The 23,663-nt window shown below is 66.8% G+C and carries 20 protein-coding genes and 2 pseudogenes; 17 read left to right on the top strand and 5 right to left on the bottom strand.

What is annotated here, in order from left to right; all coding sequences use genetic code 11:
• Positions 1 to 206 precede the first annotated feature (206 nt).
• Positions 207 to 944 (top strand): VWA domain-containing protein, encoded by a 738-nt coding sequence (locus tag ACFXGX_RS35685; RefSeq protein WP_384800070.1) that lies wholly within the window; start codon positions 207 to 209, stop codon positions 942 to 944.
• A 676-nt stretch (positions 945 to 1,620) separates the two neighbouring features.
• On the opposite strand, the gene ACFXGX_RS35680 is transcribed toward ACFXGX_RS35685, so the two are convergent.
• Entirely contained in the window at positions 1,621 to 2,712 is a 1,092-nt protein-coding gene (locus ACFXGX_RS35680; RefSeq protein WP_384800068.1) for a PP2C family protein-serine/threonine phosphatase, read from the bottom strand.
• Between the two features lie 279 nt (positions 2,713 to 2,991).
• Here ACFXGX_RS35680 and ACFXGX_RS35675 point away from each other — a divergent pair, with 279 nt between their 5' ends.
• From ACFXGX_RS35675 to ACFXGX_RS35655, 5 genes are all read left to right on the top strand, one after another.
• On the top strand, positions 2,992 to 3,768 hold the full coding sequence (locus ACFXGX_RS35675; protein WP_384800065.1) for a hypothetical protein: 777 nt from the start codon (positions 2,992 to 2,994) through the stop codon (positions 3,766 to 3,768).
• Between the two features lie 327 nt (positions 3,769 to 4,095).
• Positions 4,096 to 4,464 (top strand): hypothetical protein, encoded by a 369-nt coding sequence (locus ACFXGX_RS35670; RefSeq protein WP_384800062.1) that lies wholly within the window; start codon positions 4,096 to 4,098, stop codon positions 4,462 to 4,464.
• A gap of 1,111 nt (positions 4,465 to 5,575) precedes the next feature.
• Positions 5,576 to 5,710 carry a hypothetical protein gene (locus ACFXGX_RS35665; RefSeq protein ID WP_384800059.1) on the top strand — a complete coding sequence of 45 codons (135 nt, stop codon included), beginning with the start codon at positions 5,576 to 5,578 and terminating at the stop codon, positions 5,708 to 5,710.
• A 39-nt stretch (positions 5,711 to 5,749) separates the two neighbouring features.
• Complete coding sequence (locus ACFXGX_RS35660; RefSeq protein WP_384800056.1) at positions 5,750 to 6,082, top strand: hypothetical protein; 333 nt, start codon at positions 5,750 to 5,752, stop codon at positions 6,080 to 6,082.
• Between the two features lie 2,081 nt (positions 6,083 to 8,163).
• Positions 8,164 to 8,292, top strand: a complete 129-nt coding sequence (locus ACFXGX_RS35655) for a hypothetical protein (protein ID WP_384800054.1) — start codon at positions 8,164 to 8,166, stop codon at positions 8,290 to 8,292.
• Between the two features lie 372 nt (positions 8,293 to 8,664).
• Here ACFXGX_RS35655 and ACFXGX_RS35650 read toward each other — a convergent pair whose 3' ends face one another.
• Both ACFXGX_RS35650 and ACFXGX_RS35645 read right to left on the bottom strand, forming a co-directional pair.
• On the bottom strand, positions 8,665 to 9,126 hold the full coding sequence (locus tag ACFXGX_RS35650) for an SRPBCC family protein (protein ID WP_384800051.1): 462 nt from the start codon (positions 9,124 to 9,126) through the stop codon (positions 8,665 to 8,667).
• A gap of 552 nt (positions 9,127 to 9,678) precedes the next feature.
• On the bottom strand, positions 9,679 to 10,380 hold the full coding sequence (locus ACFXGX_RS35645; RefSeq protein WP_384800048.1) for a GAF and ANTAR domain-containing protein: 702 nt from the start codon (positions 10,378 to 10,380) through the stop codon (positions 9,679 to 9,681).
• Between the two features lie 363 nt (positions 10,381 to 10,743).
• Between ACFXGX_RS35645 and ACFXGX_RS35640 the strand changes: the two are divergent.
• The 5 genes and pseudogenes from ACFXGX_RS35640 to ACFXGX_RS35620 form a co-directional block, all read left to right on the top strand.
• Positions 10,744 to 11,410, top strand: a pseudogene (locus ACFXGX_RS35640) (IS701 family transposase); the annotation flags it as partial.
• A gap of 295 nt (positions 11,411 to 11,705) precedes the next feature.
• A complete protein-coding gene (locus ACFXGX_RS35635; RefSeq protein WP_384800045.1) occupies positions 11,706 to 12,761 on the top strand; it encodes a YihY/virulence factor BrkB family protein in 1,056 nt (351 codons plus the stop codon).
• Between the two features lie 780 nt (positions 12,762 to 13,541).
• On the top strand, positions 13,542 to 13,913 hold the full coding sequence (locus ACFXGX_RS35630) for a phage holin family protein (RefSeq protein WP_384800042.1): 372 nt from the start codon (positions 13,542 to 13,544) through the stop codon (positions 13,911 to 13,913).
• The gene (locus ACFXGX_RS35625; protein WP_384800039.1) at positions 13,910 to 14,359 is read left to right on the top strand and encodes a DUF3618 domain-containing protein; all 450 of its coding nucleotides are present in this window, start codon (positions 13,910 to 13,912) and stop codon (positions 14,357 to 14,359) included. Before ACFXGX_RS35630 ends, ACFXGX_RS35625 begins: the two co-directional genes overlap by 4 nt.
• Before the next feature lie 4 nt (positions 14,360 to 14,363).
• Positions 14,364 to 14,630 carry a DUF4235 domain-containing protein gene (locus ACFXGX_RS35620; RefSeq protein WP_384800035.1) on the top strand — a complete coding sequence of 89 codons (267 nt, stop codon included), beginning with the start codon at positions 14,364 to 14,366 and terminating at the stop codon, positions 14,628 to 14,630.
• Positions 14,631 to 15,732: 1,102 nt separating this feature from the next.
• Here ACFXGX_RS35620 and ACFXGX_RS35615 read toward each other — a convergent pair.
• A complete protein-coding gene (locus ACFXGX_RS35615; protein WP_384800032.1) occupies positions 15,733 to 16,716 on the bottom strand; it encodes a glycosyltransferase family 2 protein in 984 nt (327 codons plus the stop codon).
• Positions 16,717 to 16,820: 104 nt separating this feature from the next.
• On the opposite strand from ACFXGX_RS35615, the gene ACFXGX_RS35610 reads away from it, so the two are divergent.
• Positions 16,821 to 18,869: a GtrA family protein gene (locus ACFXGX_RS35610; RefSeq protein WP_384800029.1), complete on the top strand. Its 2,049-nt coding sequence runs from the start codon at positions 16,821 to 16,823 to the stop codon at positions 18,867 to 18,869.
• Between the two features lie 457 nt (positions 18,870 to 19,326).
• Here the strand turns inward: ACFXGX_RS35610 and ACFXGX_RS35605 are convergent, their stop codons facing one another.
• Entirely contained in the window at positions 19,327 to 20,499 is a 1,173-nt protein-coding gene (locus tag ACFXGX_RS35605; protein WP_384800026.1) for a glycosyltransferase, read from the bottom strand.
• Positions 20,500 to 21,016: 517 nt separating this feature from the next.
• Between ACFXGX_RS35605 and ACFXGX_RS35600 the strand changes: the two genes are divergently transcribed.
• The 5 genes and pseudogenes from ACFXGX_RS35600 (at position 21,017) to ACFXGX_RS35580 (ending at position 23,655) form a co-directional block, all read left to right on the top strand.
• Complete coding sequence (locus ACFXGX_RS35600; protein WP_384800023.1) at positions 21,017 to 21,619, top strand: PRC-barrel domain-containing protein; 603 nt, start codon at positions 21,017 to 21,019, stop codon at positions 21,617 to 21,619.
• 114 nt (positions 21,620 to 21,733) lie between these two features.
• Positions 21,734 to 21,956, top strand: a pseudogene (locus ACFXGX_RS35595) (Asp23/Gls24 family envelope stress response protein); the annotation flags it as partial.
• A 278-nt stretch (positions 21,957 to 22,234) separates the two neighbouring features.
• Positions 22,235 to 22,612: a DUF6286 domain-containing protein gene (locus ACFXGX_RS35590; protein ID WP_384800020.1), complete on the top strand. Its 378-nt coding sequence runs from the start codon at positions 22,235 to 22,237 to the stop codon at positions 22,610 to 22,612.
• A gap of 217 nt (positions 22,613 to 22,829) precedes the next feature.
• Positions 22,830 to 23,021 (top strand): hypothetical protein, encoded by a 192-nt coding sequence (locus ACFXGX_RS35585; RefSeq protein WP_384800017.1) that lies wholly within the window; start codon positions 22,830 to 22,832, stop codon positions 23,019 to 23,021.
• A 328-nt stretch (positions 23,022 to 23,349) separates the two neighbouring features.
• Positions 23,350 to 23,655 (top strand): transposase, encoded by a 306-nt coding sequence (locus ACFXGX_RS35580; RefSeq protein WP_384800014.1) that lies wholly within the window; start codon positions 23,350 to 23,352, stop codon positions 23,653 to 23,655.
• Positions 23,656 to 23,663: the final 8 nt, after the last annotated feature.

Genomic DNA, 23,663 nt, shown 5'->3' with positions numbered 1-23,663 from the left:
GTCCCCGGCTGAGCGCGGCTCGGACGGGATGCGGGAGAGAGACGTTCACGCTGCGGCACGCGGTGCGTGGCGTGAGTCGGCATTGCCCGAGCGTTGTGCAACCGCCGGACGCTCCCATGCGCCCACACCACGTCGAGAAACGCTGCCTCATGGTGCCGCCTCAGCCACGAGGATGAGGGGCGGCGCGCGACACGGGAGTGGTGATCATGGGCAGGGTTCAGAACGACGCACCGGCGATCAGTCTGTCCAAGATGCAGGCGCAGGCCCCGGATCTGGTGAGCCTCTACGAAGCGGCTGGGTCCAGCGTGCGTGCGCACGGTCTCGAGGGGCTGCGTGCTGCCGTGTATCTCGTGCTGGACCGCTCCGGTTCGATGCGGCCCTACTACAAGGACGGCACGATGCAGCATCTCGGTGAGCAGGTGCTCTCCTTGTCCGCCCACCTCGATGACGACGGCACGGTGCCGGTGGTGTTCTTCTCCACCGACGTAGACGGATCCACCGACCTCAGGCTGGGAGGACATCGTGGCCGCATCAACAAGCTGCACGAGAACCTCGGTCGCATGGGGCGGACGAACTACCACTGGGCCATGGACGATGTCGTCGACCACTACTTGGCCTCCGGCAGCGACGCCCCTGCTCTGGTGATCTTCCAGACCGACGGAGGGCCCACAAGTAGGTTCGCCGCCGAACGATACCTCTGCAAGGCCGCCCGCCTGCCGCTGTTCTGGCAGTTCATCGGGTTCGGCGACCCCGACGACAACGAGTTCGCCTTTCTCCGCCGTCTCGACACCCTGGCTGTTCCCGGACATCGCATCGTCGACAACGCGGGCTTCTTCCACGCGGGCCGCGATCCGCGCAAAGTACGCGACGATCTCCTCTACGACAGACTTCTGCAGGAGTTCCCCAGCTGGCTCTCGTCGGCTCGCGCGGCCCAGGTCCTGTGAAGCGGGCCAAGAACCCTGGCGAACCAGGAACCGAGTCGACGGAGATCTCCGACGAATTCCTGGCTCGCGTCACTGGTTCAGAGGCTCGAAGAACGGCCGTTTCCGGTGTGGAGGCGCCCGCCATGACGTCCTCGCCCCGCAGGTATGCCAACAGGCATTCGCTGAACGTCATTTCGTAGAGGACGAACTCCCCGCTGTCCATCTCCTGCACGCCGACGGCCCACCGAGCCGAGGGCTCGTACGGTATGCGCAGGAAGACCGTCTCCGCCGTCGTGCCTGTCGCGACCGGCAACAGCTCTCCAGGGCGAGATCCCGCTCCGCTGGGAAGGAACTCCGCCGAATCCTCGTCGAGCCAGAACTCCATCGACTCCTTGATCTCTGCTCCGAGGTTCCTGGTCGGGTGGCCAGGGTGATGGAGGTACAGCCCACCGCTGATCAGGACGGGGCCGTAGGCGTCGGCCAGGGTCCGGAAGTCGGCGGGGAAAGCGACCCCGAGTTCCTGCTCCAGACGCGTCCAGGGAGCGGGATCGGACCAATGGAATCCGGGTTCGCCCAGGAGTGCCTTGATTTCATCGAGCGTTGCCATGGCCCTCCTTACTGGCACGTGTGATCACGGGAGCATCCCATGCCCGGCCGTGGCCGGAGCAGGATCCTCGTCGTCGGCCGCCCGCGCGCGTTACGCGTTCTCGGATCCATGAGTGATCGCCAGCAGTGCCATGTCGTCGGTCATCCGGCCGCCGGTGTGCTGGTGCACGTCGGCCAGCAGGGCGTCGAGGAGGGCGTCCGGACGGTCGTACCGCGTCAGGTCGGACCTGCCGGCCGGCTCGTAGAACTCTCCCTTCGCGTCCCGGGCTTCCGTGAGTCCGTCGGTGTAGAGCAGCAGAGTGGCGCCCTCCGGGAACGTCACCGTGTCGACGTGTTCCGGACCGGCGGCGAGAGCGATCAGGCCCAGGGGCAACGCCGGCCGGCTGGGTTCGACATACCGCACGGCATCCGGCAAGAACAGCATGGGGGCCGGGTGACCGCGGTTGACCAGGCGGACCTGGTTCCCGTGACGGGGGAACTCCGCGACCACGCTCGTGATGAACCCTTCGAGTTCGGTCACACCCCCCGACTGCTCGATCTCGAGGGCAACGGCTCGCTCCAGCCGTTCCACGAGCGCGGTGAGGCTGGGTTCCTGCAGGGCCGCCTCACGGAACGTGCCGATGCTGTCCGCGACGGCCCTGACCGCGCTCAACCCCTTGCCGCGCACGTCGCCGATCACGCAGCGCACGCCGAACGGCGTATCGACCACCGCGTAGAGGTCTCCGCCGATCTGCGCGTCCGACTGCGCGGCCTCATAGCGGGCGGCGAACCGCAGCGGCCCGCTCGCCTCCGGCGGGTCGCGCAGGACGGCCCGCTGGACGGCGGCGGCGATGTCACGGGCCGAACGGAGCTGCGTGTGCAGGTGATGGAGGAGGCGATTGAGGAAGACCGAGATCACGGCCACCGTCGCGACCATGGACAGTTCGCTGAACTCGGTGGCGGTTCCGTGGAAGCCGAAGTACCCGAACATGGCCAGGTCGACGAGGAACGCCGTCACCCCGGTGACGATGGTCCCGCGCAGGGACAGCAGGGGAGCGGCCGTGAGGACCGCGGCCGCGTAGAGAGCCGCGGCGCTGACAGTGGGCGGCGTGGCGAAATCGATCACCACGGCCGCGCACAGCAGAACCATCGGCAGCAGGGGCCTCCACCTTCCCAGCCGCTGCCACACCGTCAGCCCGGCCACGCGCTGCTCCAGACGTCGACTGATCTCCCTGCCGGCTCAGGCTATGGGCTGCCCGTCCGCCCCGCCGCCCCGACGCCCTCCGGCTCGCACGCGACGTGACGGCTATGACCCGAACGCCGCACACGGGAGGGACACACAGCGGGCGATCCGGCACAGAGTGCCGCCCGCGCGGGGCCTTAGCACACGGACCGCGGACCGCCCGGCAACTCCCGACTTCGCCCCCGTGGGGTCCCCGTTGCCTGAAGAATTCGGCACCGGTACAGACGAAGAGGGGATCCGGTGGCCCGTCGCACCAACACGTCCTGCCTGGGCATGGCCGTCAAGGGCTATCTGCTGCTGAACCTGTGGACCGCCGTCGGCTACGCCCTGGCGCTGCCGGTCACCCTGCCCGACCTGATGGCGTCTCAGGATCCGCCGCTGCACGTCCAGGGCCCGGTGCAGTACGCGGTCCTCTACGGCGTACCCGTCGTCACCGCCGCGGGTCTGGCCCTGTTCGCGAGCCGCCGAGGGTCCGTCGCCCGATGGGTTGTCGTCGCTCGCGCGGCGGCGGTGCTCGTGCTCGGCCAGATCGCCGCCCACTGGGCCGCTGCCCGGTTCGACGCGCCCGAGTGGAGTGCGCGCGCGATGGCGCAGTGCGCTGCCGCCGGTCTCACCGCGTACGTGTGTCTGGTGGCCGCGCGCCGGTGGGACAACCGCGGTCTCCCCTCGGGAAGCCGTCGCCCGGGTCCGGGCGAGATCTGGCACGCGGTGGTTCCGTTCCGGGACACCGAGGGCAGCAAGGAACGCTACTGCGTGGTCATGAGGAGCCGTCCCCACTACGCGGAGGTCCTCAAGATCACCAGCCAGAACAAGGACCACCGCGACGACCACATCCGGATGCCCAACGTCGGCTGGGACCTCACCTCGGGCAAGGAGCACTGGGTCGAGATCGGCCTTCAGCCGCTCATGGTTCCCTACCAGGATTTCACCGACAACCGCCCCAAGGGCCGTTGCCCCCGATCGGTCTGGCGCCGGCTGCGGGCCAAGAGCCCGGCACCCGCGGTAACCAGGGTGTGAGAGACCCCTGCATCCGAGACCGCATCGGGGACCTGCATCCGGGACCTGCATCCGGAGTGCCAGGACCTCGGCATCGGGGACCGTTAGCCAGGGTGTGAGGGCATTGGCGCGGGTTCGCGGGTCACAGCAAGGACACGAAGCGTTCGCGATCATCCACTCCAAGTCACACAGGCGCCAGAATGGCGGCGCTCAGAGCCGTCCTTGGGGGGCCGTGCACACAAGATCCGTCGCTGTTGGCCGCAGGGATCACCAGGCGGACCTCCTGGCCGAAGACCCTCACCGGACCGGAACGATCAAATAGCCAGCCCGAGCAGGGGAGAACCCGCCATGCAACGCCGTGCCGTCATCGCCGCCGTCACCGCACTGCTTGTCTCCGTCCTCGGCGCATGCACCAGCGCCGCGCAGTCCAAACGCTCCAAGTCGTCACCCACGTACGCGGCCGACAGTGTCAACGCGCGCTGCCGGGCGCAGGACTGGCCCCAGCCCATGCCCGACGTCGAGGGCCGGCCGTTCGACCCGCTCGGCAAGGACCTCAAGTGCTTCGACAAGATCGAGGCCGTGGCGCCCGACGGACATGACGTGATGACCGACGCGGGCAGTGGGCTGGGGGCCTGGACCGTGGTTTCCAGTACGCCCGGCCCGGGTGCCAAGGTCCGGATCACCACACCGATAACGCTCGAGCTCCGGAGAGGATGAATACCCGAGGGAAGCGACCGCCGCCCCCGCCCCACTCGGGAGAGGGGCTCGGGCGGCCGTGGGCACGGGCGCGCACTCCCGCCGCCATCGCCAAACCAGGTCGGCCTCGACGGCCTGTTCCTCATGCTGGGCACCAGTCACCCTCGGTGCCTGAGGTGTGAGCCTCAGCCGATGAGGGGCGTCTTCAGGCGTACGACGCAGAGCTCCTTCCCCTCGGGATCGGCAAGCACCGTTTACGACTCCTCGCCGCTCTGACCCACGTCCGCCCTGCGGGCCCCGAGCGTAAGGACGCGCTAGATCCACCTCCCGGTCTCTGCCGAGGAGGTTAGGTTGAGGTGCAGGCAGCTCTTTACGGCCTTCCGGTCCGTGTCTGGCATGAGCAGATGACCACCAGCGCCGTCTCGTCCGGCCCGATCACGACCTCCCGCTCCCGCTCGGAGAGGATGCGCCGGTGCCTCTGTGCGGGCAGTGCTGTGGCGAGCACCGTTGGCCCCTGGCGACGAGGCAAGGCTTTTGTTCGGAGAGCGTCGAGTAGCCACAAGTGGGAGCTGATCTGGAGAAGGTGTCGACGGGGAGCGAGGTTCACGCCAGCGCAGTGCTCATCGGCGTTGTCGAACGGGGTGGATGCGGGAAGTGCGTGTCTGCGGTGGGCATGCAAATACTGCGGCCCCAGCTCGACGCCGCGATTCAAGGCATCTAGACACTCCTGCCGCCTGTCTACGTCCCGACGACTGGAACGCCCCAGCCTTAACCTTCGACTGGGTGATCGAATGGGTTTGCGCGTAGTGCGGGGCAGATCGATGGCCGACTCCGCGGTCGTCGGCCGCAACCGCGGCGCTCGCTGCGCGGGGAATCAGCCGAATCTGTGGCGGAGGTGAACCCCGACGTCAAGTAGACCTCCTCCGTCGGTGACTGGCATTCCGTGGCCCAGGACGACCCGCTGCCCGCCGCGCGCCGAGGGCGCGCTCGTCTCCCGGGACCTGCTGGGCCTCATCCGCGACACGTCCACGGTCGTGGCGCCGCAGAAGATCGCCGTATCGATCGACCCGTCCGGCGGCGGCCGCGACGTTGCCAGCGTCATCGGTTGGTTCCTCGGCGCCGACGGCCACGTATGGATCACCGACGACGTCTCGGCGGCCATGTCGTCGGCGGAGTGGTCCACCGCGGCCTGTCTCCTCGGACCGGTGTGGCGATCGTCTACGTCGAGTGGAACGTCGTCCGCGACATGTGCGGCGTGGCCATCTAGACGTCCTGGGAGAAGCTCCAGGACGACGGCACGATCCCAATGGACGTGCTGATGCTGTCGATCCAGCCCGTACGGGCGAAGCAGAACAAGCTCCAACGGGCCTACCCGGTCGCCCAGGTCAAGGTGCGGGACAAGGTGCGGCTGCGTGGCGCGTTCGTCGACCTGGCAGCTCACGACCCGGACTCGCGGGGCCGGATCGACGCGTCGTGTGTCCTGGCGTACGGCCTGATCCCCGAGGCGAACAAAAGCGCCATCGTCCACGCCCCGCTGCCCACCGCCCCCCACCGGCCAGCGTGGTACCGCAGCTCGGCGGTGCAGCAGCCGCGTACAGGAGGCGCATCAGCAGGTAAGGAGGAGTTGATGCCGAGATAGCTGAGCAGCTCTGTGCCCGCAGTGATCGCCGCGTATGTAACGTGCTCGGCACCCGCCGCGATTGCAGAGGTGGCCGAGGGGGCGAGGATACGCACGATCGACCGCCAGATCCGCTGCCCCCGCCTCGGCTCGGTACCCTCACGATCCAGAGTGTCGACCTTCTCGGCATCCTGCCTGAGGCAGCTTCAGGGCCGGAACGACCTCACGGAGCTGGGTGACCAGCGACGTCGGCTTGGCCGCGTCCCCGCCCTGATTGACGGTCCGGGTGTGGTCGCCGCCCGAAGCGATTGCTGCCGGGCGCTTCCCCGTGAACCACAACGCTGTCACGGTAGTTGTTGTGACGCTCAAAGAATGCGACGGCTGGCTGCTCATGAAAGTCCTCGGCGTCTGCGTGGCATGGGCGAAGTCGGCGCTCAGAGAGGTCGGTCGGATCCGCTGATCGCCGTTGGTGGGCTCCAACGGGCGAGCATGATCAGGCTGTTGGGAAGAGGTTCGTCAGCTCCTTGATTCCCAGGTGCAGCTGTCGACAGCGGAAACGAGGCGCAAATGTTGGAAACGATCGCTGCGGTCCGGAACCTGCCACTCAAACTCCACCCCGCCCGAGGTTCTCCTTGGCGAGCACTCCGACGGGATATGAGGCTACTCGATCACAAGGGTCTGTCGAAGGCCCTGCCCCGCTCGGCATAGGGGCGGCGCCTATGGAAGGCTCACTTGCACACGGGCCTGCTCGACTGTCTGCTCGGCCAGTTCCCGGTCCAGGGCGGCTACTTCCGCCAACCCCACACGCGTTCCCATGTTGTTCGCGTCTCCGCCCGGCCATGGCTGAGATCCCCGAGTAATTGTCAAGACCTGTGGATGGGCCGTCCGTTGGGTGGCGCATCGGCCTCTCGTTCCAAAAGTGTGACTGTGACGCCGGGCGCAACCTGGGACCGCCTGCTGCGGCAGCGGCAGGCGTCGCAGATCACGCAGAGCGGTACCTCGTGAAACGGGCATGGCCAGCAGGCCGGCGAGGCGTGCGGTCGACCGACCGCATAACTTCCGCGCCGCCTGAGATATCTGCCAGGCAAGCCGCACCGTGCGACGCTGACGGCGGTCCAGCAGTCCGGGAATCTGCTCGCGGAAGGTCTGCCATCGGCAGCCCAGGACCGGACAGACCAGCCGCCATACTCGAAGGTGGACGACGACCCGGCGGCCGTCGACCGGCACGTCCGGCCTGGGCGCACAACCGCACGTGCCGCGCCCGACGTCACCGCGCACCCTCTGTGTCTGCGAGGCTTCTGCCGCAGTGGCCTCACTGAGGAGTCCGACCCTGCCAGAGCGGTGTCAGGGCCGGACCGTCCTTGAGGTTACGAGTTCCCCCGCCGACCAGACAAGTCAGGGTCACTTACGGCAAGACGCCGTGCGCAATGGGGATCCGCCTTTCGTCCCGTGGTGACGCATGAGAGGGGCGGGCCCGACCTGGCGCGGTATCTCGTGATAGGCGGGACGGTCGTTTTGTCTATCCCCGGCCGGTACGACCTCCCCTGGCCGCGGGCACCGCCCGCTGCATCGTGTGCCAGAGCCGTCCCCCGCGGACCAGTAGTGCCATTGGGCATCGAGGGGTGGCCCGGGACTTCGAGGGGTGGAGTCGGTCCGGGCCGCCGCTGCTCATCATCGTCAGCGGACAAGGAACCTCGCCACGCCAGCAGGGCAGAGGAGTGAGAGCGTACGGACCTGCCCAACGGTCACGGATCCGAACGGCCGTTGCGGTAAGCGTCACCCCGTGATGCCTAACCAGCACTCCACCGCGAAGACACCCCACCATCTCTGCCTCAGTCCTCCCCTCAAAGGTAGCTTCGCCCGAAACGGCCTTGCCCCTTCCCAGCGACTGCCGGACTCGAAGAGTGGTGCCGTTCTACCCGTGGGCGACACCACGCCCCGCAAACTCCGGTCCCGGGCCGGTGATCCCGCGGACCTTCCCGCCCGCACCCGCTGGTCACCCGACGGGCATCGGATCAAAGCGGAACTCGACTACAGCCGCGGACCGGAGAAGAGGTGGTCTACGGCGGTCTGCGGCCGGCCGACGGCGCCAGGCCCTCACGATGACCGCGTCCTTCCGCGACAGCGTCTTCTACCAGCGGTTCCTGCAACTGCTAGAGGACGCCAACCCGGACGGGGAGATCTGGTTCGTCATTGACAACCTCTCCAATCGGCGGCGGGCCGGGTCGTGATGGGCGGCGCTGGGGACGTGCGCCAGCAACCAGCCTCTGGGCGCGAGCTGTTCGACGCGTGTGGAAGGCACGCGCTCCACCGCGTAGGCCACGGACGGCGTCGTTGGCGGTCAGGAACTGAGCTGCCTGGATTGGCGTGAGCAGCGGTGGCCGTCCCCGGATGGCCTGGAGGGACGGGTGCCATCGTGGTTGTGCCTCACGGACGTGGCCACGACCTGATGAAGCGGTTAGGTCGGACGCCAGACACGGGCAAGGTCGTGGGGGCGATCAGGAAAGGGAGGAGCGCACAGCTCCGGGTCTTGCGTCTCAGCGCTGACTGGTGGCTGCGATGTGGCCGCCGAGCGGTTTCGCATTCTTCTCGCAGTTGCTGGATCAGTCTATTGAGCCCCCGCCGAAGCTGAAGTGACGGTCCACCGCCTGCGGCATCCGGTGGGCTACCTCGTCTCCCAGGCGCTCGAACTCCCTGCGCAGGAACGGGGAGGCCAGCCGGGCGAGGCCGTGGAAGTCGATACGAGCCCGGTAGGTGAGAAGGGTCGCGCCGTCCTTCTCGCGGAAGGCTATGTCGTCCGTGGAGGTGGCGGTGCGATTGCGTCCGACGAAGATTAGGCGCTGCTCTTCGCGCCGGACCAGTTGGTAGCGGAGTTCGGTACGTCGTCCACGGAACATCGAGACATTGAGCCATTCGGCACCCTTGGCGACGGGGTCGCCAGCTTTGACCGGACGGCAACTTACCGTGCCCGGGTCCCATTCCTGCGCGTGCGAGAAGTCGGCCAGGTAGGCCACGACATCCGGTAGGGGGTGGTGCAGAGTGAACGTGCGTTCAACATTGACCATGAAGCGTCCCTTTCGTGGAGATCCAGCGGGACTTCCAGGAGTGCGCGAAGCCGACACTTCTTCTCGCTGGGAAGGCCGCGCGGATGCATCGGATCCGTTGCGCGACGTAGTGTCGAGCAGTCTCCCCACAGGCGGTAGCAAGGGTGGTCGGCCCACCAGTTTGGACGGCGCGAAACGTGAGCGCGGCAACGAGGTCGAGCGCAGGATTAACCCGTAGCGGCGGTACCAGGTGTAGTAGCGTGCCGCGAGATGCCGAAATACCGGCAGGACCTCGCGACGTTTCCGCTGACCTCTTCAATGCGGCGTATGACAGCCAGGCGGCGCTTGGCCTCACGGTCAAGCGGCGAGGTGGGTTGGACTTCGACTTGCAGATCTCCGTAGTGATCGGAGACCCCGGTGTCAACGATGCTCGGCAGTTTTATAGAAACCTGGCAGGCTCACCCCACTGCTGAGGCTCTGCCCACGGCCTAACCGCATCGCGCGGGCTCCTCCCGGCCCGGAGCCGGATGTCTCCTGCCGGTTGGCCGAGGGCAGTGCTCGACCAGTCGGAGGTCACGGGATGCCGCCCTTTTCGCAAACTAGTCGGGCAACCTCGCGAAGCTTGATGTTGGTCTCCTGAGAGTAGCGGCGCAGCACGTCGAACGCTTGTTCTTCGGTGAGGTTGTGGCGGCCCATGAGGATTCTCATGGCCTCACCGATGACGTGCCGGGTGGCTACGGCGTGCTCCATCTGGACGTGCGTACGGGCGCTTGAGAAAGCGATAGCCGCGTGGGAGGCAAGCAGTAACCCGGCCTGTTCACTATCCGTGGTGAATGAGCCGGTTTTTCGGGAGTAGAAGTTCAGCGCCCCGAACTCCTCGGCGTCGGTGAACAGCAGGAATCCCATCATGCTCCCTACGCCCAGCTCGTAGGCTCGTGGAGCAAAGAGCGGCCAGCGCGGCTTCTCTTCGGTGAGGTCGGTGATGCGGAAGACCCTTTCCCCCTGCGCGCTGTGTGCTGTGTCGAAGCACGGCCCTTGCGCCAACTCCGCCTGGAGCCGATCACTGTCGATGACGAGTCTGTCGGTGGGTGCAAGGGTTTCCACCTGATGGTCGTGCAGCACGAGGATGCCTGCCGCGTCGCAGCCCTCGACCAGTTCCGTGGCCGATGCCGTGATCCGTTGGAGTGTGGCGTCGAACGAATCCTGAGCCAACAGGTCCTGTGCCATCGCCGCTAGCTGCTGCCCGAACTGTCCCCAGTCCACTTCATCCTCCATCTCTCATCCGGCCCGAACCAGCCGTATACCCGCCTTCCGCACAGCAGGAGTGACGACAGGCGCTGGGGGTAGCACCGACATGAGCGGACTCGCGCGACTCCCGTCCCGCTGAGATTGGAACGCTTGCCCGAAGCGCTGACCCGCTTGTCACTCTATGCAAGCACCCCGAGGCGCCGCTCGCAGAGCGGCTTCCCCCCTGGTTCACCTCGCTTCCGCCTTGGGCCGAAGGTTGACGAGGTCTCCTCAGTCAGAGCGGCCGTGCCTGCAAGCCTCACCGGGAACTGGCTGGTCGAGGATGACAAGAGCCCTAGTAGGGCTTCGTTTGGTCTTTCCGTTGGTGCTGATCAGGAGCATGACGGGTGTGTGGACGCGTATGAAGTGAGCCGTTTACGGGCGGCGTTGGCGATGTTCGTGGCGGACGTGTTCGCCTCGGTGCCGCGGAAAGACCAGCGGCGGTGGGGGTGAGTGTTATCTGCGGGGTCTGATGCTGGACGGCCGCCGGAAGTCGATCCAGCCGATGGCCGAGCGGTTGCCGGACGGGAACATGCAAGCCCTGCAGCAGTTCGTGAACCAGTCGCCGTGGGATTGGAGGCCGGTTCGTCGGCGGATCGCCGAGCGGTTGTGCGGGGTCATCAGCCCTGAGGTGTGGGTGGTCGACGACGTGTCGTTCCCCAAGTGCGGGACTGCGTCAGCGGGAGTGGTCCGCCAGTACTGCGGGGCGCTGGGCAAGCGGGCGAACTGCCAGGTCGCGGTCAGCGTGCACGCAGCCACCGATACCGCCTCATGTCCGTTGGAGTGGGAACTGTTCCTGCCCGAGGAATGGGCGTCGGATCACCAAAGGCGCCGGCGGGCCCAGGTGCCCGACGGGGTCGGCCACGTGTCCAAGACGCGTCTGGCGCTGGGCTTGCTGGACCGGCTGGCCGCACACGGTCTGGCCGTGCCGGTGATCGTGGCCGATGCCGACTACGGCCGCAGCGTCTGGTTCCGGATCGCTCTGGAGGAACGCGGCTGGTCCTACGTCATTGCGGTGGATCCCTCCGCAGGCTCGACCCAAAGTCGAGGAAACGGCCCGAGCCTCTACCAGACCCTCGACACACTCCAAGACCTGCTGAGGTGCTGGACCGGCACCTGCACCACCTGCGGCCGCCCGCTCAAAACCAGCAGAACCAGATCCTAACGAAGCACTACTAGGGCGTATGAACGGTAGAGGCAACACCTGACCGTGTTCGGGCAGCGGACGAGGCGCCGTCCGCAAGCGGTGATACCCCGCATGTATCCATCCCCGGATCGTTGCTCAACGCCGTGAGTCGGGGTACTCGGCGACCATGGCAAAATTCAGTCTTTCAAGTCAAAAAGAGCAAAAAGGTGCCGCTGATGTGCCGACGCCTGAAGAGGCTGGGCCCGGGCCCGAGGTGGAGGAGCGGGCGCCGGATGCGCCGACGCAGCTGCCCCGGCGGGCTTGGGGGAAGGTATTCACCGGAAGTCTGCGCGAGTTCAAGAAGGACGAGCTGGCAGACCGGGCGGCCGCGCTCACGTACTACAGCGTGCTTGCCCTGTTCCCGGCCCTGCTGGTCCTGGTCTCCCTGCTGGGCATCGCCGGCAGATCGACGACGGACAAGGTCCTGGACAACCTCCAGCAGCTCACCCCCGGCTCGGCCCGCGACATCATCACCCACGCCGTGGAGCAGTTGCAGGGCAATGCCGGCATCGGCTCCATCGTGGCGATCGTCGGCCTGGTGGTGGCAGTGTGGTCGGCCTCCGGGTACGTCGCGGCGTTCATCCGCGCCGCGAACGCCATCTACGACATGCCGGAAGGCCGACCGGTGTGGAAGATCCTTCCGGTACGCCTCGGTGTGACGGTCGTCCTGATGGTGCTGGCGGTGGTCAGTGCGCTGATCGTGGTGTTCACCGGTGGTGTGGCCCGCCAGGTTGGCACGGCGCTCGGGATCGGGAACACCGCGCTGACGGTGTGGTCGATCGCCAAGTGGCCCGTTCTGGTAGTGCTGGTCACCATCATGATCGCGATCCTGTACTGGGCGAGCCCGAACGCGAAGGTGAAGGGCTTCAAGTGGATCACTCCGGGCAGTTTCCTGGCCCTGGTGATCTGGTTGCTCGCCTCCGCCGGATTCGCGTTCTACGTGGCCAACTTCGCCTCGTACAACAAGACCTACGGCACGATGGCCGGAGTTGTGGTCTTCCTGGTGTGGCTGTGGATCAGCAACCTGGCCATCCTTTTGGGCCTGGAGTTCGACGCGGAGGCGGTACGCCAGCGGGCCATCGCCGGCGGCATGCCGCCCGAGGACGAGCCCTACACCCAGCCCCGCGACACCCAGAAATGGGATGAGGAAGACCTAAGCCGCCTTGATGCAGGCGAAGACTGACAGACCAGACGCCTGGCCCGTATGCAACGATTCATCTGTGGATACCTGCAACCCATGAGACTGACAACGGAATTGGGCGAAGCGGATCGGCATCTGGCGCAACACGCCAACTCCCGCATCCTCTGTCATTGGCAGGCTGTCGGCGGCGGCTGAGAGCACCAATCTGTTGTGAAGTGCGGCGGTCGTGATGTCCGTGTTCGGCGGTCGGCGCGGACGGACGGTCCCTCCCAGGGCTTGCAGCATTCGCCTTGGTACGGATGGTGTCCAACGGCGTGTGCTGGGTGGTGGGCCTCGCGCGCCCGAGGACTGGATCGACCACGATGAGGCTGCGTAGCGGCCCAAGTCCCCCTCCTTCCCCTCCGTCCACACAGCGGCCGCCACCGCCGTCACCCCCGCCGGCCACTGTCCGGCGCCGGCTGGGCGGTGCCCGCCATCCTGTTGGCTGTCGGAAGGGTTCAGTCGGGAGCCCAGTACCCCGTGCGTGTCGCCGTCGGTGTTGTGGTTGGCGTGGGCAGGCCCGGCTCACCTTGCGCATGTCCCGCCTGCGCGGAATTGGTGGCAGTAACCACGCACCGACCCCGAGGGCATCCGTTGTTTTGATGCAGACCGTTTCTCCTGAACTGCGATGTTCGGGGTACTCGGGCATTCATCGGACGGCCGGGGCCAGTGAGCACGATCCGGCCGACAAGGACAAAACAGAGTAGGGATGATCACGTGTCGAGTACACAACCGCAAGGCACCGGATCGTCCCGGCTGACGAACGGCGTGGGGCACGAGCCGGTGGGCGAGCTGGTGCAGCAGGCCTCGCAGCAGCTGACCGATCTGGTGCGCGGCGAGATGAAGCTGGCGCAGGCGGAGATGACGGAGAAGGGCAAGCGCTACGGCAAGAGCGGCGGGCTCTTCGGCGGTGCCTCCCTGGTCGGCTTCCTGATGCTGCAGGCATCGGTCGCCGCCGTGATCGCGGCCGTAGCCCTGGTGCTGCCGGTGTGGGCCGCGGCCCTCATCGTCACCGCCGTGCTTGGTGTGATTGCCGTCGTCCTGGCCTTGAGCGGGAAGAAGCAGATCGGCAAGGCCGCCCCTCCGACGCCGCAGAGCACGATCGAGAACGTTAAGGCCGATGTGGCCGAGATCAAGAGGAGCGCACACCGATGACCCAGACGCCAGCCGACCGGCAGAGCGCCCCCAGCCCCGACCAGCTTCGTGAACAGATCGAGCACACCCGCCGCGATCTCGGGCAGACCGTCCAGGCCCTCGCGGACAAGACCGACGTTAAAGCCCGCTTCCAGCAGAAGGCCAGCGCACTGAGGGAGCAGGCAGCCCTCAAGGCCAGCGAGCTCAAGGCTCAGGCCGCGAAGTCCGCCTCTCAGGTCCAGGACAAGCTGCCCGACTCGGTCAAGGATAAGGCTGCCCAGGCGACCGGGCCGGTCCGCGCCACGACAACTCGGGTCGGTCGGATGTGGGAGGAGAAGGCACCCGAACCCCTGCGGCAGAAGACGGCTCGGTCCGCGCAGATGGCGCGGGACCACCGGACGGTGTTGTTGGTCGCCGCCGCGGGCATCACCGTGATCTGGCTGGCAAGTCGCCGCAGGAAGGGCTGAACCGATGAAAGCCTCGAAGATTGCCTACAAGCCCGTCGGGCTCGCTCTGGGAGCCATCACTGGCATGATCGCCGGGGCCGTCTTCAAGCAGGCATGGAAGGTGCTCAGCCACGACAAAGACGCACCCGATGCCACCGATGAGGATCGCGACTGGGGCGAAATCCTCCTGGCCGCCACCCTCCAGGGCGCCATCTTCGCGGCAGTCAAAGCTGCCGTCGACCGTGCCGGCGCCACCACCACACGCCACCTGACCGGCACCTGGCCCGGCTGACGGGCTCGGCCCGGTAGCCGCGGAGCCCAGTTGTGAGCCGCGTGCGCGGCTCGAAGGGCCCGAGTCCTGACTGGATCGGGCCCTTTGGTACGTCAAGTCCGCCGCCTGCCATCATGCGCGTCGGCCGTTGTGCGCAGTGCAGTTCGCCGCCCGGCGCCCGTGTGCACCAACAGGACGCATCCGTTCGCACAACGTGCGCCAGCTCCTCGCCCGTCGCGGCCGCCGCGATTTCAGCCGGGTCCGGCTTCCTGGGTAGGCCTAGGCATTCGGGTCGAGCGGCAGCGGGGGTTCCGTCTGGTGCCCAGTCGTCTGGACCGCTTTCACCTCACGGGCCGCCCAACCGCCTGGGTCAAGACGCTTCTTCACCCCTGATCCCGGATTCCACGACTCGATCCGGATTTCACCCTGTCCATACGTATGCGATCGCATGAACGACCTGGAGTTGACCGATGGAAGAACGACAGACCCCCGGCCAGAGCCGACGCGTGGGCGTGTGCAAGGCGTGTGGGAGCAGGCCGGCCGTCCCGTCCGAGAGTGGGACGATGCTGTGCGAGCACTGCTCCCGTGTGCTTGAACTGCCGGACCAGGCAGCGTTGGTGGACGATGACGGGGCCGGGGTCCGGCGCGATTTCGAGAACCGCGACGGCCGCCCAGAAGCCTGAAGACAGCGCGTACGACGCGACATCCATCCAAAGGGGCCACGAGAACAGCACGGCTCATCGGCCGGAGGCCGCGAGGACAGGTCGGCCCTCGGCGACGACCCGCACCGTTTTGACGTGCGGGTCGGCGGCATCGGGCAGGAACATTCCGGCCGCGACACCCGTGGCCAGGACGGCACAGGCTCCGTCAGCCGTTCGCGGGGCAGGACCTCGGGGATGCCCGGCGGGTGAAGGGTGACCACTTGTTCGGCGGTGCAGCGGGAGGTCCGGGCGAACTCGTGTTCCGGCCCGGCCCCGGCACCCACCACCCGGCGAGCGACACCGTCCGCGGCCTCTATCCGGCCCAGCCTCCGCCCCCGGCCCCCCGGGCGGTCGAGGCTGCGGCACCCCCGGAACCCCTGCCGCACGGCACTCAGGGGCCGCCTTGCAGACGCCCGCAGTGTTCAGGGACGGGCAGACCGATCGGATGGTGCGTTCACGAGACTCACTGGCGCCAACTCCACGCCTCGGGAGGGGGCAGAGTACCCGAGGTGGGCCAGGCTGGCTTGTTCCTGGCGCATGTGTTTGAACGACTCCAGGATGTAGCCGACGAGCAGCACGAGCACGGCGATAATCATGATCGCCGAGGCAAGGACGGCGGTGGGCAGTCGCGGCACGGTGCCGGTGTGGGCGAACTCGACCACCACGGGCAGGCCAAGGGCGAGAGCGACGATGGTGAAGACGCCGGCGATGACAGCGTGGAACTGGGAGGGGCGCTGCCTGCGTGCCAGCCCCAGGATGAGCTTCAGGATGCGCCAACCGTCGCGATAGGTGCGGAGCTTGCTGACGCTGCCCGCAGGTCGGTCCTTGAAGCCGACCTCCAATTCAGCCGTGGGAAGTCGCAGGCTGAGCGCGTGGACCGTCATCTCTGTCTCGGTCTCGAACTCGCGGGACAGGGCGGGGAAGGACTTGATGTAACGGCGTGAGAAGACCCGATAGCCGCTGAGCATGTCGCTGACGTCGTTGCCGAAGAGGAAGCGGACGGCGCCGGTGAGCATCTTGTTGCCGGCCGCATGCCCTGGGCGGTAGGCGGTGTCGACGCTCTCACGGCGGGCTCCGACGACCTGGTCGTATGGGCCTTTGAAGAGCAGGTCGACCATCTCGCGGGCCCGGGAGGCGTCGTAGGTGTCGTCGCCGTCGATGATGAGGAGCGCGTCGGCCTCGATGTCGGCGAAGGCGCGGCGGATGACGTTGCCTTTGCCCTTGCGGGGCTCGTGTCGCACGACGGCGCCGGCCGCACGGGCCTCAGTGACGGTGTTGTCGGTGGAGGCATTGTCATAGACATAGATGATCGCCTCGGGAAGGGCCGCGCGCAGGTCGCGCACGACTTTGCCGACGGCTGCTTCCTCGTTGTAACAGGGAACGACGCACGCAACGGTGGGGTTCATCGGGACTTCCTCGGCCTCTGTGTTCCCTGCTGCCGGTCAATGTGCTCTCTTATGAGCGGCAGTTAGATTTGGTAGCTTTTGCGCCGTACGTTACCTTCAGCGTCATGCTGCAGCCGACGGCTTGGTTTCGACGTTCACCCGCGTGGATGCGGACCGTCTGGCGAGAGGTCGCGGCCTTCGGCACTGTGGGCGCGCTCGCCTTCGTGGTGGAGACGGCGAGTTTCAACCTTCTCGCTTTCGGCCCACCGGGTGAGGGTCCGCTGCACGCCTTCCCGGTCAGCGCCTCGGTCGTCGCTACTTTGCTGGCCATGCTGGTCAGTTGGTTCGGAAACCGATATTGGACCTACCGCGACCGCAAGGGGCCGGTCGATGCGCGCGAGGTGGCCTGGTTCGTCGGGGTCAATCTGGTGGGCCTCGCCATTACCGCCGCACCCGTGTACGTGTCTCACGAATTGTTCGGCCCTTCCTCGGCCTTGAGCGACAACGTGGCGCGGCTGGCCGGATGGGCTGTGGCGACTTGGGTCCGCTTCACCGTCTACCGAGGACTTGTCTTCACTTCGCGTCGAGAAACCTCCTCCGACGTACCCGGATCGATTCGCCGTTGTACCGGAGCGTGGCGCGGCGGCAGGCTCTGGCCTGGGTGCTTGGCTGGGATGGCCGCGGTCTGCGGTTTCGTCGTCTCCACCGTCTTCCACCCGGGCTTCCTCACCGCCGATAGCGTCGAACAGCTTCTCCAGGCAGAGGGCGCACGGCCGGTGACCGACTGGCATCCGCCGGTCATGGCACTGCTCTGGCGCGCCCTCATCCACGCCACTGGATCACTTTCGACGATGGCGGCACTTCAGACTGCCGTGCTCTGGGGAACTTTGTGGGTGCTAGCCGTCGCACTGTGGAAGCGGACAGGAAGCCGCCCCTTGTCGCTGTTGATGATCGCGTTCGGCCTCGCACCGCACATTGCCAACTTCACCGGGGTCGTGTGGAAAGACGTCCACATGGCCTATGCCCTGCTCGCCGTATGCGCCATCGCGCTCTTCGCGCGTGAGTTGCCGGCGGGACACGGCCAGGCACGCTGGGCCCTGCTGGCGCTGGGCTTGCTCTTCCTGGCCTACGCCATCTTGGTCCGCAAGAATGCCTTCCCGGCCGTCCTGCCCCTCCTTCCGATGCTCGTGTTCGCCCTCTGGCCAGCTCCCGGCAGACGCCGGTGGCTGATCGCCGGCGGTTCCCTGCTGGCGATTGCCGTGGTCGGCAGCGTGGTGGTCTCCTCGGTCACCCACCCCATGGCCACCCGTCAATACGCGCAGATTCCGCTGGACGACGTGACCCACGTTCTCACTCCCCGAGAGGTTCGGTCCGCCGCCGAACAGGCCGGTGCCACCCCCTCGTTCCAAAACAACCTCGAGCACACCGCGCAAAACTGCCGGAAAAGGAAGATCCTGTGGGACGCATACTTCACGTGCTACCCACACAGTCCCGGATACCGGGACAGCATCGGTCCGCACTTCACAGCTGATCAGGCGGACGTGCTGGTGAAGATGTGGGTTCAACAGATGCCACACCATGCCGCCGGTTACGTGAAGTACCGCTCCCGGACCTTCGACCGACTGCTCTTCGAGGGCAATCTGCGCTACGCCAGCGGCACGTTCGACGGCACACCGAAGAACGTCAAGGTAGATCCGGCACTCGACGCCATCATGGGGTCCTACGTGAAGGGCTTCGCCCATGATATTCCGTGGCTCTTCCAGGCATGGTTCTGGCTGGCTGTCGCTCTGGTACTGACGCTCCGTCGACATTGGCCGGGCCCCTGGTCCAGGGAACTGCGACTGCTCGGACTGAGCTCCGTGCTCTACATCGCGTGCTACCTGCCAACCGCCCCGCAGGCCAACTACCGCTACGTCTACTGGCCCGCCTTGGCAGGGACACTCGCACTGATCCTGATCGCGGCAGAGGCGCTCACCCGCCGCCGCGCCCTCGGTGCCGTGGAGTTGGCGCCGGACCGGGCGGCGGTGGGCGAGAGGCCCACGCCGCCCGACTCGCCCCGAACACCGCCGGCCTCGGCATCACCCGTACGGCCCGCAGAGCGTGACGCCACGACCGGTATGACGGTCGGGCCTCACCCCGCTACCAGTCCGCGTTGGGGACACATCGCCGCCTGACGACCCGCAGGCGCCGGCCCCGGCGCTCACCGAGCAGCGGGGTCCACGGCCCGCCAGCAGAACACTTTCGGTGACGCAAGCACCGCCAAGAGCGTAGAAAGTGCTCGCGTTGGCCAATCACTCGATCCTCCGGTCGGGCGCAGCCCGATGGCAGAGGCCACGGGCGCGCACAATGGATCGAGCCGAACAACACCAGGCCGGGAATGCAGCCCCTGGGGGACCCCGACCGGGAGTTGGGACAGCGTCGGCCGGGTGAGAGTGAACCCGGCGACGACGCCGGTGAAGGGCAGCGCCGAATTGCCTCGCGGAGGGAACCGCCCGGGGACCACCTTCCACAGGCCGGGACGCCAGACCCGGCTCCCTTGCTGGAGGCACAGGGCAGGATCAGCTTCTGGTGCGTCGAATCTTGAGCACGATGGACTGCCGGCCCGCCCCACGGCACCGACGAGTGGATCCGCTAGCGGTACAACAGTGAGAAGAGACTCTCCCAACGGCTCACTACCTCGCCCGGGGAGAAGCGCTGAATATCCATGCGAGCCTGTTCACCCATGCGGTTTCGCAGGTCCTGATCGCAGATCATCCTGTCCAGATGTCGCGCAAAAACGCGTGTGTTCCCTTCCGGTGCAATCAGCCCACTCTCACTGTCGGTGATGATCTCCCGTACTCCTGGACTCACGTCGAAAGCTACGCACGGCACGGCCGTCGCCATGGCCTCCATAAGCGCCAGGGGAAAACCTTCCCCCCGCGATGGAAGTGCAAAGACCGAGCTTCCTTGCAGCGCCCCGAGCACATCCCTGGTGAGACCCTTCCACTCCACCGAGTCAGCAATTCCAAGATCTGCTGCCTGCTTCTTCAGTGATTCTTCCTCAGGTCCCACGCCGTAGATCGCCAGCGTCCAGGAAGGGTGGTCCGGGGCGATCTCGGCCCAGGAATCAAGAAGAAGATCCACTCCCTTCTCCTCGTGGAGCCGACCGATGCTGACCACACGCCTCGCGGTCCGTTCGGAGGGGGCCTCGGGAAAGAACGGAAGTGGGTTCGGCATGCAACCCACATTGTTCATACCTTCCCCGATCCACAGGTCAGCGTCCTCGCGGGTGAGAGCCAGCATCCGGTCCACTTCCGCGTAGAACCGCTTGACCCGGGCGAAGCGGGAGGATTTGCGACAGGTCTCGAATGACTCGTGACTCATGCCGATGACCGGGAAGCCGCACGTGTCGGACAGCGCCACCCACTCCATGGCCCAGACCTGCGTCACGATGATCACGGCCCCAGGCCGCGCCCTGCGGAACAATGCGGTGAGCTTGGCAGACTGCTCACGCATGCCTGCGTCCCGTTCCGCGCGGCGCCGCCGTTCGCCCACATCCAGCCTGCCAGCCAGCCCTCGCTGAGCCACACGAGTAGGTGGGTGGACGTCGTAGAGCGTGGCAGTAACGTACGGCAGGCTTTCACCCCGGTCGGCGCGTTGATCTTCGGGAGCGGGAACGACACCGATCACATGAACAGCATGGCCTTGCTCCGAGAAAAGACGGGCCATCTGATGTACCCAGCTATTGACGCCCCCGATCTCATCCACATTGTTAGAGACGATAAAGATGTCACGGACAGACCTCGGGTCATGCGCTTCGACCATTGTGGATCCTGTCGTCGAAGAAAAGGGGCGGCGAAGACGCGACGTCGGCGGACGCTTCGTGAAAGACGATGTTCTTGGTGACCTTTGCTGCGTCTCCCTGTCGTACTGACAGGTCCCGCCGCGAACGCCGCTCCCAACGTCATCTCTGCAGACGGAGCAGGGCCCTGGAGAGAGGCAGAGTCTTCAGGGCCCTGACAGGCCGGGGAGCCATGGCGGTCACGATAGGAGACCGGCCCTCGTCCCGAGCTTCACCACGCCGTCAGGTCACCGGTCCGCAGTAGCCTGCCTGCCCTCAGCGCGAAGCCTGCCCCCGCGGTGGCCATCGGACGGCAGGCGCAGGTGCCGGGCGGGTGTTGGAGGGCCGGTTCACCCAAGGCGACTGTTATCGCCCCGCTTGTCGCACCGACCTAACCGCACACCGGCCAGACACCCGATAAAGGCAACTAGTTCGCATAACAACGTTTTCTTGCTGTTGTGGCGGGTTACGCGGAACAAGACCACGAGGCAGGAGGTCAGGATGATCACGCAAGGGCGGATTGCCGCCGTGCTGGACCACCCGGTGTACGACGTCGGCGGAAGCAAGATCGGCGATGCCCGGCATGTCTTCCTCGACGATGCCACCGGCGAGCCCGAGTGGGTCAGCGTCAAGACTGGGCACTTCGGCACCCGCGAGTCCCTCGTTCCCCTGCATGGGGCCACGATCGTGGAGGACCATCTCGAGCTTCCCTATGCCAAGACCACTGTCAGGGACGCTCCCCACGTCGATGTCGACGCCGGAGGCTTCCTCACGGTGGACGAGGAGCACCGACTCTATGAGCACTACAACATCGCCTGGGATGAAGACCCAGGCTGGCAGCAGGTCGTCAACCGGCCGGACCAGAGTCGGCAGCGAACCCTCAGCGATAGCGCCGAAGGCGTCTCGCTGCCCTGCGACAGCACCGCGGCTCCGGGCACTGCCCACGGCGGCCATGGGAATCCTGACTCCGAGTTTTCCGGCCTCGGTGGCTGCGAAGACGACGCGAAAACGCGCGCCCGGGAACACAGGCGCGCCGGAACGGCAAGCACTACAACAGGGCAGCCGCGGCTGCGTTCGCACCTGGCTCCCGGAGAACGGAGCTAGAGATGGCGTCGCGGCCCCGGACGGCAAGTCCGACCCCTAGTCCGCCGCCGGGGCGTGACATCCAGCTTTCGACGGGCGCGACGCACGTGTCCTACACCGATCGAGGCGATCACCATGGCAGACAACATCACCAGCGCTGGCGGAGACAATCGGCCCGAAACAGGCGTCAGCCCGCTTCAAGGGCCGCACCGGGGCCGCCCCGGCCGAAACACGGGGGAAGACCACCATCGCGGACGGCGTGGTGTTCAAGATCGCGGGCATGGCCGCGCGCGAGGTACCGGGCATCTATAGCCTGGGAGCGGGGATGGCCCGCGCTCTCGGAGCCGTACGCGAACGCGCCGCCGTGCCGCCGACGAAGGAACTCCAGGAGCCAGGCGTGCCCGAACAGGATTCGCCCCCGCCGGATCTGACGGCCGGTGAGCACAGCGGCGGGCACCGGGCACATCGGCCCCGTGGTCCGCGCGCCGCCCGGCAGCGCTGGTCGCCGCGATCGCACTCATAGCGGCGGGCGCGGCCCTGGTGAACGTCGTCGCCGTCCGGGCGGGACGTCCTGCGGCTGCCTGGCGACGACACCTGGCCAATGAACTTGCCACCCGCCACTCAGACGACGTGTGGATGCTCACGGGAGCCGCCGTAGCCGCCATCGGTGTCTGGCTGATCGTCCTGGCCATCACCCCCGGCCTGCGGCACTGGCTGCCCCTGCGATCTCCCGCACCCGAACTGCGAGCATCTCTGAACCGCGACGCCGCCGCCGCCCTCCTGCGCGACGCCGCCATGCGCCTACCCGGAGTCGCCAAGGCCCGCATCCGGGTGCGCCGCCTCGTCAAAGCCCGCGCGGACGTCCGCTTCCGCGACTCACAGCACGTCAAGGACGATCTCATCGCCGTCCTCGGCGAAGAGTGCGACAAGCCCGCCCTCGCCCGCCCGCCCTCGCCCGCCCTCCCTCGCCTGCCCTCCCGCATCGTGGTACGAGTGCGGCCACGCACCAACTGACAGAGAAACCCAGCGCCCAGGACCGGAGCCCACCATGACGCCGCGCCCAGTCAAACTGACTGGCCTGCTGGCCGAGCCGCATGACCCCCGACTCCGCAGAGAGCACGTGCATGGAGTTCGGACAGGGGCGCTCGAGGGCGCCTTGGGACGCTCGTACAGGCCTCTCCACGAACTGGAAGCGACGGAAGTCGACCCGCTGGCGGCGAGTGAGGCCGGCATGCTGATCAACCTGATCGACGAGCGCGCGGAACTCGTGCACCTCGTGCGCCTGATCCGCCCCAAGCGAAGGCCCGAAGCGAAAGTGGACGGGATGTTGGCTGACGGGGGCGGTGTGTGGTCACACGAGGGATGGTGGCGAGTCGGCACCTTCGGTAGGTTGGGACTGAGTTCAGTCGCTGTGTCTCCGTGATCTGTCGGCGGATCATGGAGACACAGTGCAACGCCCCCAGGGCCACACCAGAAGCCCAGCCAATTGTCGGCCCTGCACGGCCAGTCGGCTGGCGACGACTTGGACGTCACCCCTTCTCCACTACTGTGACAGCGTCTGCAGGAGTGCCCCTCCGCCGATGGCAGCGGGAGGGCACATGGCACAGGGTCCTCATCCGGCTTCAGTCGCTGGCCGACGCGAAGGGTGCGATTACGTGGGACCTGAGCGTCGACTCGACGGTGTGCCGCGCCCATCAGCATGCAGCTGGGGCTCGCAAGCAGGGTGATCTGCAGAAGGAGCACCGGGTGGCGTGTTCATCGAGCCCGGTGATCACGGGCTGGGACGCTCGCGTGGCGGGTTCACCACCAAGCTGCACCTGGCCGTCGAGCAGGGCCAAAAGCCCATGTCGATCGTGGTCACGGCGGGGCAGCGCGGGGACTCGCCGCAGTTCGAACCCGTGCTGGAGAAGGTCCGCGTGCCCCGCATCGGGCCTGGTCGGCCGCGCGGCCGTCCCCATCGGGTGCGCGCTGACAAGACATCCCACGCCGATAAGCGTCAAGCCGCCGCTGCCTTGAGGTCTGCTGAGGCCTGTGGGAAAGCGACTGCTTCGTCGTAGGCGTGACC

It is taken from the genome of Streptomyces sp. NPDC059371, from assembly GCF_042751995.1.
Lineage (GTDB): Bacteria > Actinomycetota > Actinomycetes > Streptomycetales > Streptomycetaceae > Streptomyces.
Note: the sequence above shows the minus strand (reverse complement) of the source record. Positions and strands in the feature narration are given on the sequence as shown.